General features: G+C 69.7%; 12 protein-coding genes. 6 read left to right on the forward strand and 6 right to left on the reverse strand.

The features are described from left to right. The first annotated feature begins 320 nt into the window (after positions 1-320). The 3 genes from LDL49_RS23865 to LDL49_RS23875 all read left to right on the forward strand — a co-directional run bounded on the left by LDL49_RS23865 (position 321) and on the right by LDL49_RS23875 (position 7,814). Positions 321-5,525 carry an FtsK/SpoIIIE domain-containing protein gene (locus LDL49_RS23865; RefSeq protein ID WP_225293504.1) on the forward strand — a complete coding sequence of 1,735 codons (5,205 nt, stop codon included), beginning with the start codon at positions 321-323 and terminating at the stop codon, positions 5,523-5,525. 256 nt (positions 5,526-5,781) lie between these two features. Then, a complete protein-coding gene (locus LDL49_RS23870; RefSeq protein ID WP_225293506.1) occupies positions 5,782-6,357 on the forward strand; it encodes a TetR/AcrR family transcriptional regulator in 576 nt (191 codons plus the stop codon). 251 nt (positions 6,358-6,608) lie between these two features. Next, entirely contained in the window at positions 6,609-7,814 is a 1,206-nt protein-coding gene (locus tag LDL49_RS23875) for a Cmx/CmrA family chloramphenicol efflux MFS transporter (RefSeq protein ID WP_225293508.1), read from the forward strand. 565 nt (positions 7,815-8,379) lie between these two features. On the opposite strand, the gene LDL49_RS23880 is transcribed toward LDL49_RS23875, so the two are convergent. Continuing rightward, complete coding sequence (locus tag LDL49_RS23880) at positions 8,380-9,774, reverse strand: WXG100 family type VII secretion target (protein WP_225293510.1); 1,395 nt, start codon at positions 9,772-9,774, stop codon at positions 8,380-8,382. Between the two features lie 9 nt (positions 9,775-9,783). After that, on the reverse strand, positions 9,784-10,197 hold the full coding sequence (locus LDL49_RS23885) for a hypothetical protein (RefSeq protein ID WP_225293512.1): 414 nt from the start codon (positions 10,195-10,197) through the stop codon (positions 9,784-9,786). 131 nt (positions 10,198-10,328) lie between these two features. Between LDL49_RS23885 and eccB the strand changes: the two genes are divergently transcribed. The 3 genes from eccB (at position 10,329) to LDL49_RS23900 (ending at position 13,634) form a co-directional block, all read left to right on the forward strand. After that, the gene (gene eccB / locus LDL49_RS23890; RefSeq protein WP_225293514.1) at positions 10,329-11,759 is read left to right on the forward strand and encodes a type VII secretion protein EccB; all 1,431 of its coding nucleotides are present in this window, start codon (positions 10,329-10,331) and stop codon (positions 11,757-11,759) included. A gap of 82 nt (positions 11,760-11,841) precedes the next feature. Continuing rightward, complete coding sequence (locus LDL49_RS23895) at positions 11,842-12,186, forward strand: hypothetical protein (protein WP_225293517.1); 345 nt, start codon at positions 11,842-11,844, stop codon at positions 12,184-12,186. Further along, complete coding sequence (locus LDL49_RS23900; RefSeq protein WP_225293520.1) at positions 12,183-13,634, forward strand: LysM peptidoglycan-binding domain-containing protein; 1,452 nt, start codon at positions 12,183-12,185, stop codon at positions 13,632-13,634. The genes LDL49_RS23895 and LDL49_RS23900 overlap by 4 nt, the downstream gene beginning before the upstream one ends. Before the next feature lie 3 nt (positions 13,635-13,637). On the opposite strand, the gene LDL49_RS23905 is transcribed toward LDL49_RS23900, so the two are convergent. From LDL49_RS23905 to LDL49_RS23920, 4 genes are read right to left on the reverse strand one after another with little or no spacing between them, the layout of a single operon-like run. Continuing rightward, positions 13,638-14,426, reverse strand: coding sequence for a WXG100 family type VII secretion target (locus tag LDL49_RS23905; RefSeq protein WP_225293522.1), 789 nt, complete (start codon positions 14,424-14,426; stop codon positions 13,638-13,640). Further along, complete coding sequence (locus LDL49_RS23910) at positions 14,423-15,589, reverse strand: type VII secretion target (RefSeq protein WP_225293524.1); 1,167 nt, start codon at positions 15,587-15,589, stop codon at positions 14,423-14,425. The genes LDL49_RS23905 and LDL49_RS23910 overlap by 4 nt, the downstream gene beginning before the upstream one ends. A gap of 19 nt (positions 15,590-15,608) precedes the next feature. Further along, entirely contained in the window at positions 15,609-17,042 is a 1,434-nt protein-coding gene (locus LDL49_RS23915; RefSeq protein WP_225293527.1) for a WXG100 family type VII secretion target, read from the reverse strand. Further along, positions 17,042-17,347 (reverse strand): hypothetical protein, encoded by a 306-nt coding sequence (locus LDL49_RS23920; protein WP_225293528.1) that lies wholly within the window; start codon positions 17,345-17,347, stop codon positions 17,042-17,044. Before LDL49_RS23920 ends, LDL49_RS23915 begins: the two co-directional genes overlap by 1 nt. Positions 17,348-17,458 lie beyond the last annotated feature (111 nt).

Below are 17,458 nucleotides of genomic sequence, written 5' to 3' on the forward strand. Positions count from 1 at the left end.
TATTGTTTACAGTGAGTTGACCTGGGTGGTTTTTCGGGATAAGCGCGGCGATGTCGAGACAGAGCGGGGTTATTTCGCGAACTTGGCGTTGCTGACGTGGGGCGATCCCCCGCGCCTCTTTTTTCACACCATCCCCTCGCTTAACATGTGATGGCCACCGAGCCCTAAATGGGCATCCAAATCGACTACTTTCCACAGGCCGTAATTGCCGTCCGCGGTTATCCACAGGTCGGCCCATCCATGCCATTGCCGACAACCGCCGGACCTACCCTTTGTTCTGGCGTTACCTTTGCGCCCAGGCCCGATCGAGGAGACGGCACATGCGGATCATGCTCACCGTGCTCGGCGAGCAAGGCGATCGTGACGTTGTGATCGAGGGTGACAACGGCGCCACGGTGGCAAGGGTGAGTGAAGCCCTCAGCGGTCAGGCACCGCTGGCCGAGGTCGTCCGCCTGCCCAGGGCACGCGCCCCCTACGGCATGTCGGCTCCCGACCCCGGCGCCCGCCTCTCGGCGCGGCACACCCGGCCCGGCGGATCGTCCGAGTCCGGCCGGTTCGACGCCCCCCACCCCCCTGACGTCCCGGGCGCCCGCGATCCTGATCGGCGTGACGTCGGCGGCGCGTCCATCCGGGATCGGGGCGACGGGCTTGGCAGGTCGGGCGATGGGTTCGGCCGGGCGGGCGCCGTGCTCTGGCGCAACGGGCGGCCGCTCGACCCGCGCGCCCTGGCCGGGGCGGTGCTGCGCGACGGCGACAAGGTCACCCTCGACGCCCACCTCGCCCGCGCCACCCTCATCGAGGAGCCCGGCGGCGTGGCCGAGGTGCGGGTGGTGGGCGGCCCGGCGGCGGGCGCCGTTCACCGGCTGGGCCTGGGCGTGCATGCCATCGGATCCGACCCGATGTGCGCGATGACCGTCGCCGACCCGTCCCTCGCCCCCGAGGCCGCCATCCTGCGCGTCACCCCCGACGCGATCACGGTCGAGCCGGCCCGGCACCGGGCGCCCCAGCAGACGCAGCGCCTCAAGCTCAAGGGCCGGTGGGCCGACGAGGTCGCCGAGCTCACCGCCCGGGTCGCCGAGCGCGAGGCGGCCGAGGCGGAGCCCGTCCACTACGAGCCCCCCGAGCTGGCCGCCCGGCCACTCACCGAAGCCGTCGACTGGGCCGAGCACACGCTGCTGACCTGCGGTTCCTCGGTGTTCACGCTGACCGCGATCGAGCCGCAGGACGCGCACCTGGCGCCTCTCCCGGAGGGCGGCGTCGCCTACAACCGGCCGCCGCGGCTGCGCAGGCCGGAGCCCGAGCGCACCTTCGAACGACCCCTGGAGCCCACCCGCGCCGAGGGGATGCGCCTGCAGCTGCTGGCGGCGCTCCTGCCCGCGGTTATGGGCCTCACGCTGGCCTATGTCATGCGTCAGCCCTACTACTTGCTCATCGCCCTGATGACCCCCCTCATCATGATCGGGCAGTGGTGGAGTGACCGCCGGCACGGCAAGAAGCAGCACAGGAAGGCCGCCAAGAAATACAAAGAGCGCCTGGAGGCGTACGAGCTGGCGGTCGAGCAGGCCAGGGCCGAGGACGAGCTGATCCGCCGATCCGACGCGCCCGACCCGGCCCAGGTGCTGCTCACCGCTACCGGCCCGCGCAGGCGGCTGTGGGAGCGCCGCATCCATGATCCCGACGCGCTGCGGCTCAGGGTCGGGCTGGCCGACCTCCCGGCCAACCTGGAGCTGTCCGAGGAGAAGGGCGGCGCGATCCCCCCGCCGATCTGCCGGTCCGTGCCGGTGGCTCTGGCCATGCGCCGGCTCGGCGTGGCGGGTGTCACCGGCCCGCGCGACACCGCGACCGGCCTGACCGGCTGGCTGATCGGCCAGGCCGCGACCCTGCACAGCCCCCGCGACCTGGCCATCGTGGTCCTGTCCGCGCACGCCGACGGCGAGCGCCGCTGGGGCTGGGTCCGCTGGCTGCCGCACTGCGCCCCGCGCGGCGGCGAGGACTGCGTGGCCCTGGTCGGCACCGACCCGGAATCCGCCGCCCACCGCGTCGCCGAGCTGGCCGCCCTCATCGACGAACGCCAGAACACCGCCATCCCCGAGCTCGGCAAGATCCCCACCGGCTGGGACGACCTGGGCGGGCCTGAGACACCGGCTCTGACCTCCTACGACGTACGCCCCTACGACGTCCTCGTCGTGCTCGACGGCGCCCAGGTCCTGCGCGGCCTGCCCGGCATGCCGCAGATCCTGCGCCAGGGCCCCCGGTCGGGCGTCTTCACCCTCGCCATCGACGACGACCAGCGCCTGCTCCCCGAGGAGTGCGCCACCGTCGCCGCGTGCGCCGCGGACGGTCAGGTGCGCCTCCTCGGCGGCGGTCTGGAGGTCATCGGCCCGGTGCTGGCCGACCTGGTCTCACCGTCGTGGTGCGACCGCGTGGCCAGGGCGCTCGGCCCGATCCGTGACGTGAGCAGGGACGACCCGGCCGGCCACCTCCCCGAGGCGGTCCGCCTCCTCGACCTCCTGAGCCTGCCCGCCCCCTCCGGTCACGACCTCGCCACCCGCTGGCACGGCCACGGCTCCACGAAGGCGGTCATCGGTATCGGCCCCGACGGCCCGTTCTCCGTCGACCTGAGGGTGGACGGTCCGCACGGCCTGATCGCCGGCACCACGGGCGCGGGCAAGTCGGAGCTGCTGCAGACGCTCATCTGCTCGCTGGCGGTGGCCAACCGGCCGGACCAGCTGACGTTCGTGCTGGTCGACTACAAGGGCGGGGCCGCGTTCAAGGAATGTGTACGGCTGCCGCACACGGTCGGCATGGTCAGCGACCTCGACGGCCACCTGACGCAGCGGGCCCTCGACTCCCTGGCCGCCGAGATCCGGCGCCGCGAACGCCTGCTGCTGGCCGCGGGCGCCAAGGACATCGACGACTACACCGGCGAGCCGCTGCCCAGGCTCGTGCTGATCATCGACGAGTTCGCGGCCCTGGTGGCCGAGCTGCCCGACTTCGTCAACGGCCTGGTCGACATCGCCCGCAGGGGCCGTTCGCTCGGCATCCACCTGATCCTGGCCACCCAGCGGCCGGCGGGCGTGGTCACGGCCGACATCCAGGCTAACACCTCGCTGCGGATCGCGCTCCGGGTCACGGAGCCCGCCGAGTCCTCCGACGTCATCGACCTGCCGGACGCGGCGCACATCTCCAAGTCGACGCCTGGCCGGTGCTACGTGAAGTCGGGGGTGGGGGCCGCGGCGGCCGTACAGACGGCGCGGGTGGGCGGCAGGAGCCCGGTGGCGAGCGCGTCACTCAGAGCCGACCCGACGGGCGCGGGCGCGACACTCGGCCCAGGCGCGATGCTCAGCCCTGGCCGCTTGGCGGGTGCGGGCGGTCAGCTGCGGGTGGTCGACGTGGACTGGCGGTCCTTGGGCCGGGCGCTGCCGCCACTGCCGGAGCCGCCGGAGGGGTCGACGATCACCGACCTCACCATCCTCGCCGACGCCCTCATCGAGGCCGCGCGCCTGACCGGCGTACCGGAGCAACCGAGCCCTTGGCTGGAGCCGCTGCCCTCGGCCGTGACCCTCGACGAGGTCACCACTGCCTTGTCGGCTGGGCCGCGTTCCGGATCAGGGACATTCGCCGAAGTCGGTCCGCTGGCCTTCGGGATGATCGATCGACCCTGGGCGCAGGACCGGCGCCCGCTCGCGCTGGACCTGGCCCAGGGCGGCCACCTGCTGATCGCGGGAGCCGCCCGCAGCGGCAGATCCACCGCGCTACGGACGATCGCGGGCGCCATCGCCGCACAGGCCTCCCCGGCCGACGTCCACCTGCACGCCATCGACTGCGGATCGGGCGCGCTGCTCCCGCTGATGGCCATGCCGCACTGTGGCGCTGTCGTCACCCGCGACCAACTCGACCGCGTCGAACGCCTGCTGTCCCGCCTCCGCGCCGAGGTGGGCCGTCGCCAGCAACTGCTCGCCGAGGCCGGACACGCCTCACTGGCCGAATACCGCCAGGCGGGCCACCGCCTCCCCTGGCTGGTGCTCATGGTCGACCGCTGGGAGGGCTATGTGGCGGCCTTCGAGGGCTACGACTACGGCCGCCTCACGGAGTCGCTCCTGCAACTCCTCAGAGAGGGTCCGGCGGTGGGGCTGCGGGCGGTGGTGACGGGCGACCGTTCGTGCCTGCTCGGCCAGGTCTCCACGGTCTTCGACGACCGCCTCCTCCTCCGCCTGGCGGACCCGGCCGACTACGGGCTGGCCGGCCTGCCGATGAAGGGCCTGCCCGCGTCGATGCCCGCCGGCCGCGCCCTCTCGATCGGCGAACACGGCATCATCGAGAGCCAGATCGCCCTCCTGACCCACGACCCGTCGGGCCCCGCCCAGGTGGCCGCCCTCCAGTCTCTCGCCCGCGCCGCGGCCCCGCTCCGCAGCGTCCCGACGTACGCATCCACCGCGACACCCGCGAGAGCCATCCCCCAGCCCACTGCGACCACCTCTGCGACCTCTGCGACAAACCACCGTGAAGCCCTGGTGGGCGCCCCGGACGGCCCATCAGGCGGCACGTCGAGAGGGATCTCGGGCAGCGCGGCCTCACCATACGGCGACCTCCCGGACGGCGTTCCGGACGGCGTTCCGAGCAGCATGTCAGGCGGTGCCGCGGGCAGCGCGGGCGCTTCAACCAGCGACGCGGACGGCACCTCAAGCGGCATCTCAGGGGGCATCTCAAGCGGCAACATCTCAGGCGGCGCGTCAGGTGGTGACTTCCGGGGCGGCCTGCCAGAGGGCGTGGGCGGAAGGGGCCGGTCGACTCGGCTGGGACGCGGCGCGTGGCTCTGGGAGGGAGAGCCGCCACTGCGCGTCGACGCACTTCCCATGCGCATCACCGCCGGCCAGGCCATGGACCTGGAGCCGAACTTCCCCCACCCCTCGCCCCTGTGGGCATTGATCGGCGCAGGCGGCGACGCCCTGGCTCCGATGGGCCTGGACCTCCTCGCCTACGGCCCCGGCGCCGTCGTCGCCGGACCGGCCCGCTCCGGTCGCTCCTCGGTGCTGGTGACGGCCGCCAGGTCGCTCATCTCGTACGGCACGCCGGTCATCGCCATCGCTCCTCGTCGTAGCCCGCTACGTACGCTGGAGGGCGCCCTCGCCATCCTCGGCGGAGACGGAGCGGGACTGCAGGAGCTGCTCGCCGACCGCGACCGCTACGTGGTGATCGTGGACGACGCCGAGCTGATCAACCCGGACTCACCCCTCGGGACGGTCCTGGAAGAGGTCCTCCGATCAGGCCGGGACGGCGACCACGGCCTCATCATCGCGGGTGCGACAGGCGACCTGGCGACGGCCTATCGCGGCTTCGTCGCCGAAACCCGAAAATCGCGCACCGGCGTACTCCTGTCGGTGCAGAGCCCGGCTGACGGCGACCTGTTCACGGTCCGCCTACCACGCGGCGCCGTCGGAGGGCCCCCGGGACGCGGCCTGCTGATCACCATGGGCAACACGACTCCCATCCAAGCGGCCATCTCGGACACCGGTCCGCCGTAGAACCGGGCGGACCAGACCTCCGGCTGAACGTCAGGCACCTCGGTGTCAGGGTGCCCTTCACCCCGGGACGTAGGTGTATGGGTGCACGCGCGCCTCCTTCGCCCCCCACTTCGGTGCACGGCCGCCTTCACGCCCTACCTGGCTGCACGGCCGCCTTTCACGCCCTATCTGGAGGCACGGGTGGCCTTCACCCCCACCGAGGCCAGAGCGGAGGGCATATTGCACTGATCTGTCCAAAACGTGCTACCGTCGCGGTATGGCGCGACCGAGGGAGTTTGAAGAGGAGCGGGCGATCGAGGCGGCCATGCGGGCATTCTGGAGCGCCGGCTACGAAGGGACCTCGACCCAGGACCTGTGTGAGGCCACCGGGCTGGGGCGGAGCAGCATCTACAACACGTTCAAGAGCAAGCATGATCTGTTCGACAAGGCCCTGCGGCGCTACATGGACAGCAAGACCGCCTCGCTGATGGAGCTGCTCGAAGGGGAGCTTCCAGTTCGGGAGAAGGTGCGGGCTCTGTTGTGGCAGGCCGTCGATGTTGAGACCGGGGATCCGGTCGGGTGTCTCGTGGTCAACTCGCTGGTGGAGTTGGCGCCGCGAGATCCGGAGGTGGCCGAACAGCTTCGGCGGGACGGTGAGCGGCGGCTGGGGGCGCTCCGGGCGGCATTTGAGCTCGGACAGAGCCGAGGCGAGTTGGAGGCCGATAGGGATCCGGCCGCGCTGGCGCATTTCGTGGTCGCGGCGATCAGTGGCATGCGGGTGATGGCGCGCGGGGGTTCGGATCGAGAGGCGTTGGAGTCGGTCGCGAAGACCACGCTCGACGCGCTTCTCTGACGCCGCCTGACGCAGCTGCGCGCGAGCAACCCGAGGCGAGCGGCCTGGCCCAGCCCCACGCGAGCGGCCTGGCCCAGCCCCACGCGAGTGGCCTGGGGCGGCTCCACGCAAGCAGCCGACGCGCCCCGCGCAAAAGGCTGGCGCGGCTGCGCATGAGCACGCCGGACAGGTGGTTCACCGCCCCAGACGAGCACGCGTCGTTCGCGTTTCTTGATTTTGCACTGTTCGATCTAAAACTACGAGGAGTTCCCATGCCGTTGGCCGTGTACATCCTGGGGCTGGCGATATTCGCCCAGGGCACTTCCGAGCTCTTGCTCGCCGGACTGTTGCCCGAAATGGCGGCTGACCTGGGGGTGTCCGTTCCCCATGCGGGGTTGTTGATCTCCGGGTTCGCGCTCGGGATGCTGGTGGGGTCGCCGGTGCTGGCCGTGGTGACCCTGCGGTGGCCGCGTCGTACGGCGCTGCTGACGTTTCTGGCGATCTTTGCCCTGACGCATGTCGTAGGGGCGGTGACGCCGAGCTACGGAGTGCTGTTCGGGACCCGGGTGGTGGGGGCGTTCGTGTACGCGGGCTTCTGGGCGGTGGCGGCGGTGACCGCCGTGGGGCTCGTTCCGGAGGGAGCGCGGGGCAAGGCCATGAGCATCGTGGCGGGAGGGCTTACCGTGGCCACCATCGTGGGGCTTCCCGCGGGGACGGTCATCGGGCAGCAGTTCGGGTGGCGGGCGGCGTTCTGGGCGGTCACGGTGCTGTCGGGCCTGGCGGCGGTCGGAGTGGCGGCCACCATTCCCGGCGGGCGGCCCGAGCCGGGGAGCGTGCCACACCTGGGGCAGGAGCTGCGGAACATGCTCAACTCCCGGCTCTGGCTCTCGTACGGGACCACGGCGCTGACGACCGGCGCGGTGCTGGTCACGTTCAGCTATCTCGGTGCGATGCTCGTCGACACGACCGGGCTGGCGGCGGGGTGGATTCCTGTGGTGCTGGGGTTGTACGGGGTGGGGTCGCTGATCGGCATCGGCCTGGGTGGACGTCATGCTGACGCGCGGCCTTTTACGACGCTGTACGTGGGCATAGCGGGAGTTGTTGTCATCTCGGCTGGTTGGGGAGTTTTCGCCGGGATGCCTGGGGTGGCCATCGGGCTGATCTTCCTGCTGGGGGCGTTCGGGTTTTCCACGAATCCGGCCCTGAACACGCGGGTGTTCACCGTGGGCAAGGATGCTCCGACGCTGGCCGCTGCCACCAACTTCTCGGCGTTCAACGTCGGGATCACCGTGGGGCCGTGGGTGGGCGGGCTGGCGATCGGGGCGGGGTTCGGGTACCCGGTGGTGGCCTGGATCGGGGCCGGGCTTGGGATCGCCGCGCTCGGGACCGTGGGGTTGTCCGCCGTACTGGACAAGAGGCTGGTGCTGCGTACGAGTGCCCCGGCCGCCCGCGAAGCCGTCAGCCGCTCCGGTCGCTGACGACGCCGCCCTCCGTCGCCTCGCCACCGAACTCGTCAACCGGCCCCGGCGCTGGCGACGCCGCTCTCGTCGCCTCGCCACCGAACTTGCCAACCGGTCCAGGCGCTGGCGACGTCGTCGGTTTCGCCGCCCCACACGTCCGGCGTCCTCGGGCAACCAGGTGCCACCCTGGGCGTCGCCCATACCGTCAACCACCACCTCAAGGCGATCTACCGCAGAATCCGCGTGACCGCTCGCGATGAACTCCTCGCCCGTTTCCTAGGCCGACTCATGGATGCGCGCATCTGGTGAGGACGGACAGCTGCGGTGCACCGATGTGTGGCTCAGCGTCCCGTGCCCGTCTCTTGCGAGATGGGAACGGGGGTCTCGTTGAACTGCGGCGCCGTGGGCTAGGACCGGACGTTCCAGACGCCCGGCTGAGAGCCCGCCGCTGGCTTCCATGGCTTGACCGTGGCGAAGCGAGGGAGCGCGAGGGCTTGCCCTCGCAGGGGAGGAGCCGAAGGCTCCGGGGAGAGCGCCGAGCTTCCAGGAGCGCGAAGCGCCGATGGCGAGCCCTTTGTGGGGGTCAGCCGATGCGGTCGCTGACTACGCCGTCAGTCTCGCCGCCCCACACGTCGTCGTCCTCGGTCAACCAGGTGCCGCCCTCATTGGTCCGCTCCTCGGTCCCCCCGCCCGCGCCGCCCATCGGCATGAACGGCATGCCCATCCCGTTCCCGGTGCCTGCCTTGAGGCCGGCCTGGGTGGTCGGCAGGGCCGAGGCCATGCCGCCGCTGCCCCCGGCGCTCGTGAGGGGGCCCGACGAAGGGGAGGAGGAGTTCGGGGAGCTCGGGAAGTTGGCGTTGGGGCTGGTGATCGTGGGGTTGGAGTTCGGGGTGGAGGTGGGGGTGTGGGTGGGGTTCCAGTCCGAGGGGGGCTGGAAGTCCTCCAGTTTGGTGGAGGTGGGGGCGGACAGGCCCTTGGTGGGGTCGGTCAGGCCGGACGTGGGGTCGGTCATGCCCTTCGTCGGGTCCGTCAGGCCCTTGGTGGGGTCCGTGATGCCGCCCGTGGGGTCCGTCGCACCCTTTGTCGGGTCCGTTGCCCCGGGGACCGTGGCGCCCTTCGTCGGGTCCGTGGTGCCGTTGCCGGTCGGGTCGGGGGTCTGCGTGTCGTTCGGGAACTTGGGCGTGGTGGGGGTGTCGACGCCGTTCCGGTTCGAGCCATCGGAGCCGATGCCGCGGCCGTTGTCGCCCAGGCCGCCGTTGTCACCCGTGCCGTTGTAGCCGCCGGTGTCGTTGTAGCCGTTGTAGCCGTTTCCCGGCCCGCCCGGTCCGCCGGGGCCCCCGGGGTTGGAGAAGTCCGTGTTCAGGGGCGTGACGGGAGGGGGTACGCCGGCCGGGTCCTTGATGTCCGGGACCTCTTTGTGGAAGGAGTCCGGCAGTTGCTGGTAGGTCAGGGTGAGGTCGTCGTTCAGGAGGCGCAGGTGCTGGCCGGCGAGTTCGTCCTGGGAGCCCCACTCGACGCCTTTGTCCATGGTGCGATACCAGCCGGGGCTGGAGTCGTCGAAAGTGAAGGTGTTGTCGCTCCAGGCCAAGCCCGACTTGTCCATGAACTCCTGGTGCTCGACGAGCCTCTCACCGAGCGACTGCAGCGGGCGGCCCATCCAGTTGAGCTTGTCCGACAGCTCGCGGACCGTCGCGTGCAACACCCGGAGGGCCTCCTGCGCCTCGACCGACGCCTTGCCGCCCCAGCACTTGGCCATCTCGACGTTGATCTGCTCGATGACCTTCTGAGCGCCGGCGAGGGTCGAGCAGGCGTCGAGGTAGGCGTTGCCCGCCTGCTTGACGGCCGTCGGGTCCAGGGACTTGACGAAGTTCTTGACCTCGGCGACGCTCCTGCCGTCGTCGTCCACCTCAAGAGGCGGGCACGACGTCTTGATCATGTGCGTCTTCTTCTGGACCTTGAGCTTCTTGTCCTCGGCCATGGGGGGCTCCTACACCTCCTTCGTGCCGACGTTGGCGACGTCGACGCGCTCGTAGTTGCCCGCGCCCGCGTTGATCAGCTCGATGGCGATCCGCGTCTTCTCGGCGACCTCGCGGTAAGCCTCGGTGAATTCCTTGTGGCCGTTCTGGACCGTGGCGACGAAGGTCTGGCCGCCTTCCCATCGCTTGATCTGCTCGACGGCCATCTTCATGCCGACGAGATTGGCCTTCATGTCGAGGTCGTTGACGGATCCGGGCTTGTCCCCGACGAACTTGGCGAACTCGTCCTGGAGCTGCTCGGCGAGCTTCTTGAGCTTGCCGGCGCTGTACGTGACGCCTTCGCGCTCGGGATCGAGCCCTGCCCAATCCGACTCCAGACGCCAGCCCTGGGCCGGCGGCGGACTCAACTTATCGGGATCTGACACAGCACCCTCCCCGAACACCACTGGCCACCGACTTTACTCGTATATCACGATCTCATGACCCCATTTAGGACATAACCCCCGCTGGTCCCATACTCCTATGCTGTCCTCAAGCCGGACCGGAACGGAGTGGCATGCAGACCCGCAAGGATCTCTACCAGGCACATCGGCTCATGACCCAGCGCCTGGGTATGGCCCTGTTGCAGGGCGAGCCAGACCTCCCTGAGTCGCCGATGCGGCGGCACAACGTGGCGACGTTCGCCGGGATCCTGGTCGGCGTTCTCATCGTCGCGGGGTTCGGCATCTGGGGCATGCTCAAGCCGGGCGGGGCGACCAACCTGAGGGACGCCGGTCAGCTCATCGTCGAGGAGGAGACCGGCGCCGCCTACGTCTACAGCCAGCAGACCGGCCGGCTGCTGCCCGTGGCCAACTACGTCTCCGCCCGGCTCCTGCTGGACAGCGACTCCATCAAGGTCAAGACGGTGTCCGCGGAGTCGCTGGCCGGGTTCGCGCGTGGCGGGCAGGTGGGCATCGCGGGCGCGCCCGACTCGCTGCCCAAGCCCGAGCGGCTCATCAAGTCGCCCTGGTCCGCCTGCGTGGTGGAGGCGACGGACCCCGCCGGGGGGCGCAAGTCGTACGTGACGCTGGTGGGCGGGACCGACGTCGGCGGCAAACCCGCCGGAAACGACGCGCTGGTCGTCAGCGACGGGCGGCAGAACTGGGCGCTCTGGGGCAACCAGCGCATGGCCGTGCGGAACGTGGACCGGCTCACCGACCAGACGCCCCGGCGGGTGCCGATCTCATGGATCAACGCCATCGCCGAGGGGTCGGACTTCGCCGCCCCGCCGATCCCCCAGCGCGGCCGCAACATCCACGGTCCCGGTGGCAGGACGTTCAAGGTCGGGCAGGTCTTCAAGGTCGCGGCGGTCGCGGGGGCCCCCGCGCGCTGGTACGTCATGCTCGCGGACGGCATCGCGCCGATCACCCAGACGCAGGCCACCCTGTTGATCCAGGATCCGGCCAGCCAGGCGGCGTACGGCAAGCAGCCCGTACGGGAGATCCCGATCGACGCGGCGAACGCCAACGCGGCGAAACTCTCGGCCCAGCGGATCACCGGCGGCGGCATGCCGGCGACGATGCCGCGCTTCCAGGTGCCCGCCGGCTCCGTACCGCTGTGCATGGTCTACGCCAACACCGCGAAGGGGTCCGTGAAGGGCACGCTCACGGTCGGGAGCCGGATCGCCATCCAGACGCCGGGGTCGAGCGGCAACCCCGAGAGGTTCGACCAGGTGTTGCTGCCCCCGGGCGCGGCGGCCGTGGTGGGGCTGCTGCCCGGCGAGAACCAGCTCTCCTCCGTGCAGCAGTTCTATCTGGTCACCGACCAGGGGAAGAAGTACCGGCTGGCCTCGCCCGACGTGCTGACCAAGCTGGGCTACGACGCCACGGACGTGGCCCCGCTGCCCGCCCACCTCCTGCGCCTGATCCCCGAGGGGCCGACGCTCGACCCGGCGGCCGCCAGGACGCCGGTCTCGGACACCCCGGTCATCCGGCCGACGGGTTCCTAAACAGGAGGTTTCCTGGACGGCAAATCCTTGTAAACACTAGTATCAAAGGTGCATTTTGTACTTTGTGCTACGTGGGGGGCTCATGGGGGACAAGGCCGAGGGATATGAGGTCATACCGCCGGACCTGAAGAAGGCCATGGAGACCTGCGCCGAGCAGGCCCCGATCGTCCGCAGCGCCATGATCGCCTTCGCGCCCGCGAAGCTGCACAAGAGCGACTTCGGCCTCGCGCCCGGCGCCGACGAGCTGGGCGCGGCGTACGTCGACGGCACCGCGGAGAACGAGCACAAGGACAAGCGGTACGAGTCGGTCTACGGCTACCTCGGCGACCTGGCCGCTGCCCTGGAGTTCATCACCACGGCCCTTGAGGTCTCGGCGTACAACTACAAGGCCGCCCACCAGGCCAGCGACGTCGGAGGCCCCAGATGAGCCAACACGGCAGCATCAACCCGCTCGAATGGGACTGGACGGCCTGGCACTTCGAGATCAACTGGGGCTCGCTGCTCAATCCCGCCCCGCTGCTCGACACGATCAAGTCCATGTGGCGCGCGCTCCCCACGCTCATCGGCGGTGATGAGACCGAAGGACGACTCAAGGCCGCCGCCACCGCGCACGACAACCTCGCCACCAACCTGAACAAGGTGTTCGAGGTCCTCGACTCGCGCGCCCATGGCCAGCACGCCGGCTACGTCGACAAGATCGTGAAGGAGTGGAAGGGCAAGGCCGCCGACGACTTCAGGAAGGTCTGGGGCCTCGTACTCCGGCACGACAACCGCGTCGCTCTCATGAAGAGCTGCACGGAGATCGCCAACATCCTCAGGATGGTCGCCGACTCGGCCGCCCACACCAGGAAGGCCATCATCGAGCTGCTCGAGACGGCGGTCATCTGGTACGTCGCCTTCTACGCCCTCCGGTGGGCGGCCGGCATGTGGGGCGGATGGCTGGCCGCGGGGGCCGCCTACATGCGGACGACGAAGATCGTGCTCATGGCGGTCCAGGTCCTCACCAGGTTCGCGTCCGTCCTCAGGATCTGTGCCGGCGCCCTCAGGGTCCTGCCCGTGGTCGGCCGGCTGAAGTGGGTGGCCAAGCTCGGCACCGCCACACGCACCGCCACGGCCATGACGAAGACGGAGCTGGCGGTCGCGAAGTTCAAGAAGTACTCGGCCTATGCGAACAAGTTCGGCGCGGCGAGCTTCAATACGTACGCCAAGACCTCCGGCAGCGTGTACGGCGGAGTCATCGGCACGCAGATGGCGGGCCAGGGCATCAGCGGCCACAGCATCTTCAACCTCAGCCCCCTGACCTTCACCCAGGCGGCCCGTATCACCGCGGGCGCCACGCTGGTGGGCACCTTCGCTCCCATGTCCGGTTTCTTCGGCAAGGGGCTGCTCCAGGGCGGTACGGCGGCGAGCTGGGCGGCGACGCTGACCAAGACAGGCGCCGCCGTCGGCGAGTCCGGCATGGCCTTCGGCGGTTTCGTCGCGATGCGCAACTGGGCGTACGAGCAGGTCAAGCACAAGCTGCCCGGAGCCAAGATCGCGGGGAAGCCCGGCAACTTCCACAAGCAGCTCTGGGGTGGCATCCCCACCTCCGCCTTCCGCGTGTGGCGGTCCCTGGCCACCAACCCGGACTACGGCGACCTGCCCAAGTCGGACCTGCCCGTCGCCAACGGCCAAGCGACTCCGCCCTCGCGGGTCGGCACGGCGAAGGTCGGCTATTGGCCGGTCGACAACGGCTCGCTGTACGACATCGCCCAGAAGGTGTACGGGGACCCGAACCGGTGGCAGGAGATCTACAACGCCAACAGGGACATCATCGGGGACGACCCGCGCAAGCTGAAGCCCGGCCAGGTGCTGCGGATCCCGCTGGACGAGTGAGGGTCAGGCCTCGGCGGTGCCGCCGCCGGGCAGCTTCCCGGTCAGGGAGTCGTCCATCTTCACGGTGAGGCCGCCCATCTTCTCGTCGTAGGCCATGCCGGCGTCGGAGAACGGCGGCATGCCACCTGACTTCATCGCGGTCATCTCGGTGGGGATGGACGCCTCCAGCATGGGGAAGAGCTTCCCGGTCATCTCTGTCTGCTGGGCGGACATGTAGAGGACCCCGCCGAGACCTGCGACGATCATGCCCTGCTTGATGAGCAGCTTCTTGACCGCCTGCAGGGTGATGGAGCCCCGCACGGCCGACAGCCCCTCGGCCATGATCGCGGTCCACGGGGTGGCCCGCATGGCCAGCTTGCACATGCCCATGACGAACATGCTGGTGGCCACCGCCATGGCCACGAGGGCGCCGTAGTGGTACGCCTTGGCCGCCGAGTTGACGGCGTCTCCGGTGTCGTTACGGGTGTCCTTGAGGGACTTGACGCCATTCTTGAAGGCCGTGTGGATGCCCTCGAAGGTTTCGAAGGCCGCGCCATCCCACTTGCCGGAGGTCTTCAGCTGCTTCTTGAGGTGGTCCAGCCCGTCGGCCAACTCGTCCAGCTCGGACATCAGCCCGGCGTGGTCGACGCTCTGCCAGGCTTTGGCGGCGTCCGACATCGCGCCGGGGTTCGACACCAGCACGCCGATGCCGGCGGCGACGTAGAAGGCCCAGGGCTGCAGGATCGCGACCGCCGCGGCGGCCGCCGTGCTCGCCGCCAGCTTGTACAGCGACGCGTCTGACTCGTAACTCACCTGGAATCCCGCCCGATCACTTCAGGCGCGATCTCATCGTCGCCGCCCCAGACGCCCTCGTCTTCGCCGAGCAGCGCGTTCTCGCGTTCCTTCTCCTTGTCGCCACCGGCCCCGGCGCCGCCCATCGGCATCATCGGCATCATGGGCATGCCGCTCGTACCGTTAGCACCTCGCAGACCGGCCGGTACGGCACCCGCACCCGTACCCGCACCCATGCCTCCGCCGATGCCCGTGCCGAACCCGGTGCCCGTACCGGCGCCGCTGCCCGTGCCGACGCCCGAGCCGGGGCCGGTCCTGGTGGCGGAACCGTTCAGGTCCGGAGACAGGCTGCTGAGGTCCGGGTTCTTGACCTGCGGGGTGTTCAGCGAGTTGGGGTCGAACTGGGACAGCTGCGTCCCGTCGGGGAGCTTGCTGTCGATGCCGGGCAGCTTCTGGTCGGGCATTTGCGGCTGGCCGTTGAGCGCGGAGTCGATGCTCGGCACTTTCATGTCGGCCTGGTTGCCCACGGGAGCCGATGGCAGGTCCGTGTTGGGCAGGTTCGTGTTGGGCAGGCTCGTCGAAGGGAGGTCGCTCGACGGCAGATCGGTCTTCGGCAGGTCCGTCTTCGGCAGGTCCGTCGAGGGCAGGTCCGTCTTGGGCAGGTCGGTTCCGGGCAGACCGGTGCCGGTCCCCGGCTTGCCTCCGCCGGACAGGTCAGGCAGTCCGGCGCCGGTGTCCGGCAGGCCGGAGTTGCCGAGATTCCCGAGGTTCCCGAGGCCGTTGGGCCCGCCGCCGAGGCTGTTCGGGTCGAAGCCGATGTTCTTGACCCCGTCGGCGTTGGCATCGTCGGCCGCCTGGTAGTTCTTGGCGGCCTGCTTGATCGCGGTCTTCCAGCTCTGCAGCGCCTTGCGCCCCGTGGCCAGCGCGGCCGCCTGCCGTTCGATCGCCTTGTCATGGACGCTGTTGACGCCGATGCCGATCACGCCGAAGTGCGGCCACTGGACGCGAAGGTTCTCCGTCTTGCCCTCTAGCTGGGAGATGACCCCAGTGTGTTCGTCTATCGAATGACTGTTGGTGTCGAGCGCGCTGGTCTTGAACGAGACGCCGGACGACATCGACGGAAGCTTGCCGCCGTTCTGCAACTGCGCCAGCTGAGCCGCCTGGCTGGAATTCGAGTCGCCCATCCCACTCCCTGTAGCGCGGTCAGCAGATGACCGGGTCGGTCACGTCGTGCGCGGAGTTCCAGTCGTCCTGGTCCGCGGGGAGCCAGGTCATCCTCTCGAAGTCCCCCTGCTCCTGGCCCGCGCCGGCACCGGACATCGGCATGAACGGCATGCCGTTCATGCCGTTCGCCGAGCCCCGCATGGCCGCCGTGAGCCCCTGGCCCGGGGCGCCCATGGCGCCGTTCGGCGAGCCGAGCACCGAGGGGACGCTGGGCGTGCCGGTAGGCGACAGGACACCCACCGGATTGGGGGCGATGGTGCTCACCGGATTGCCGGTCGGGGTGACGGCGGTCGGGGTGATGACCGGCGTGGTCGGCGAGTAGGACGACACTTCCGTCCCGTTCGGGTCCAGGCCGCCCTTGGGGTTGTCGCTGCTGGTCTTGTCGTCCTGGCCGAGCACCGGCGGGACCGTCTGGTCCCGGTTGCCGGAGTCGCCGGTCTGCGAGGGGTCCTGGCTGCCGGTGCCGTCGCCCGGCGTGTTGCCGCTCTGGTCACCGGTGCCGTTACCGCTCTGGTCGCCACCGTTCTGGTCGCCGCCGTTGTGACCGCCACCGTTCTGGTCGCTGCCGTTGTGACCGTTGCCGTTCTGGCCGTTGCCGGTGTCCGAGCCCGGCCTGCCGCCCGAGTCGGAGCCGCTGTGGTCGCCGGAGCCCGAGCCGCCCGTGCTGCCGCCGCGCGAACCGTCGGAGCCCGTACCGCTACCTGTGGAGCCCGTACCCCCGGAAGAAGAACCGCCGTAGCCGTCCGAGGACCCGTTCCCGCCGGTCCCGTTCCCGCCGGCGTTGATGCCCTTGCCGGTCGGGTATCCGGGGTCGCGGTACGTGCCCGTACCGCCCGGGATCGAGACGGCGGGCAGTTCGTAGGACACGTCGTGCGGGACCTGCACGTTGTAGAGATCAACGATCTTCTTGTTGAGCTCCTGCATCGCCTGCTGGGCTTCGCGGTCCGCGGCGGCCTTCGCGGCCTTCGCGTTGGCGGCCTCGTCCACCATGATCTCGGAGCTGGGGACGTCGCCTTGGGAGCTCTTGTTCGCCGAGATGCCCTCGACCTTGGCGATCGTCTCGGGGAGGTAGCTCGCGTACTGGCGCAGGGCGGAGCCCATCATCTCCAGCTTGGTGGACAGCTCGCCGCCGGAGGCGTGCAGCATCTGCAGCGCGTGGCGCGCCTTGCTGGCGTCGGGGCCCTTCCACACGGTGAGGATCTTGCCCGCGTGTTCTTCCAGCGCGTTGACGGCCGACTCGATCGCGCTCGACGCCTTGTCGTACGCGAACCCGGCATCCTCGATCTGGCTGGGCTGGGTGTTGTTCAGCATCGTCAGGATCTCGTCCTTGGATGCGTTCACCGTCCCGCCCTCTGGCATCTTGTCGAACGACAGGATGACGACGACCTGCCGGCCGCCCTTGCCCTCGGCCATCAGCCCTTGCCCTCGTTGGCCTTGTCGCCGGCGCCATGGTTGGCGGCGCTCGCCTCGACGGCGGCGATCACGTCCTTGTAGGCGTCGACGAATTCCTTATAAACCTGTGCGAACTTCTTGCCGCCGCTGTTGGCGCCGACGGTCCTGCTGAAGGCACTGGCGTCGTGCCACGTGCCGATCTGCGCCTCGGACAGCTGGCAGTGGTCCAGGATGCCGTTCACGGAGCCGTTGGTGTAGCCCTCCGCCGAGCCGGGTCCCGTCATGCCACCGAGGTGTGACTTGAGCTCTTCGGCGATCGCTCGCATCTGGGTGGGGGAATGCTCTCGCCCCGGTCCCGAGTCGAACAGATCAGGATCGATGTGCAGAGGGTCTTGCCCCTCCATTGCGTCCTTCTGGGTCATCCCCATCCCCCATAG

Origin of the sequence: Nonomuraea aurantiaca (genome assembly GCF_020215705.1) — a bacterium.
GTDB lineage: Bacteria > Actinomycetota > Actinomycetes > Streptosporangiales > Streptosporangiaceae > Nonomuraea > Nonomuraea aurantiaca.

Coding starts and splice junctions, on each gene's coding strand:
- LDL49_RS23920 (WP_225293528.1), bottom strand. CDS start 17,347: ATGCGAGCGATCGCCGAAGAGCTCAAGTCACACCTCGGTGGCATGACG.
- LDL49_RS23865 (WP_225293504.1), top strand. CDS start 321: ATGCGGATCATGCTCACCGTGCTCGGCGAGCAAGGCGATCGTGACGTT.
- LDL49_RS23900 (WP_225293520.1), top strand. CDS start 12,183: ATGAGCCAACACGGCAGCATCAACCCGCTCGAATGGGACTGGACGGCC.
- LDL49_RS23880 (WP_225293510.1), bottom strand. CDS start 9,774: ATGGCCGAGGACAAGAAGCTCAAGGTCCAGAAGAAGACGCACATGATC.
- LDL49_RS23910 (WP_225293524.1), bottom strand. CDS start 15,589: ATGGGCGACTCGAATTCCAGCCAGGCGGCTCAGCTGGCGCAGTTGCAG.
- LDL49_RS23895 (WP_225293517.1), top strand. CDS start 11,842: ATGGGGGACAAGGCCGAGGGATATGAGGTCATACCGCCGGACCTGAAG.
- LDL49_RS23870 (WP_225293506.1), top strand. CDS start 5,782: ATGGCGCGACCGAGGGAGTTTGAAGAGGAGCGGGCGATCGAGGCGGCC.
- LDL49_RS23915 (WP_225293527.1), bottom strand. CDS start 17,042: ATGGCCGAGGGCAAGGGCGGCCGGCAGGTCGTCGTCATCCTGTCGTTC.
- eccB (WP_225293514.1), top strand. CDS start 10,329: ATGCAGACCCGCAAGGATCTCTACCAGGCACATCGGCTCATGACCCAG.
- LDL49_RS23875 (WP_225293508.1), top strand. CDS start 6,609: ATGCCGTTGGCCGTGTACATCCTGGGGCTGGCGATATTCGCCCAGGGC.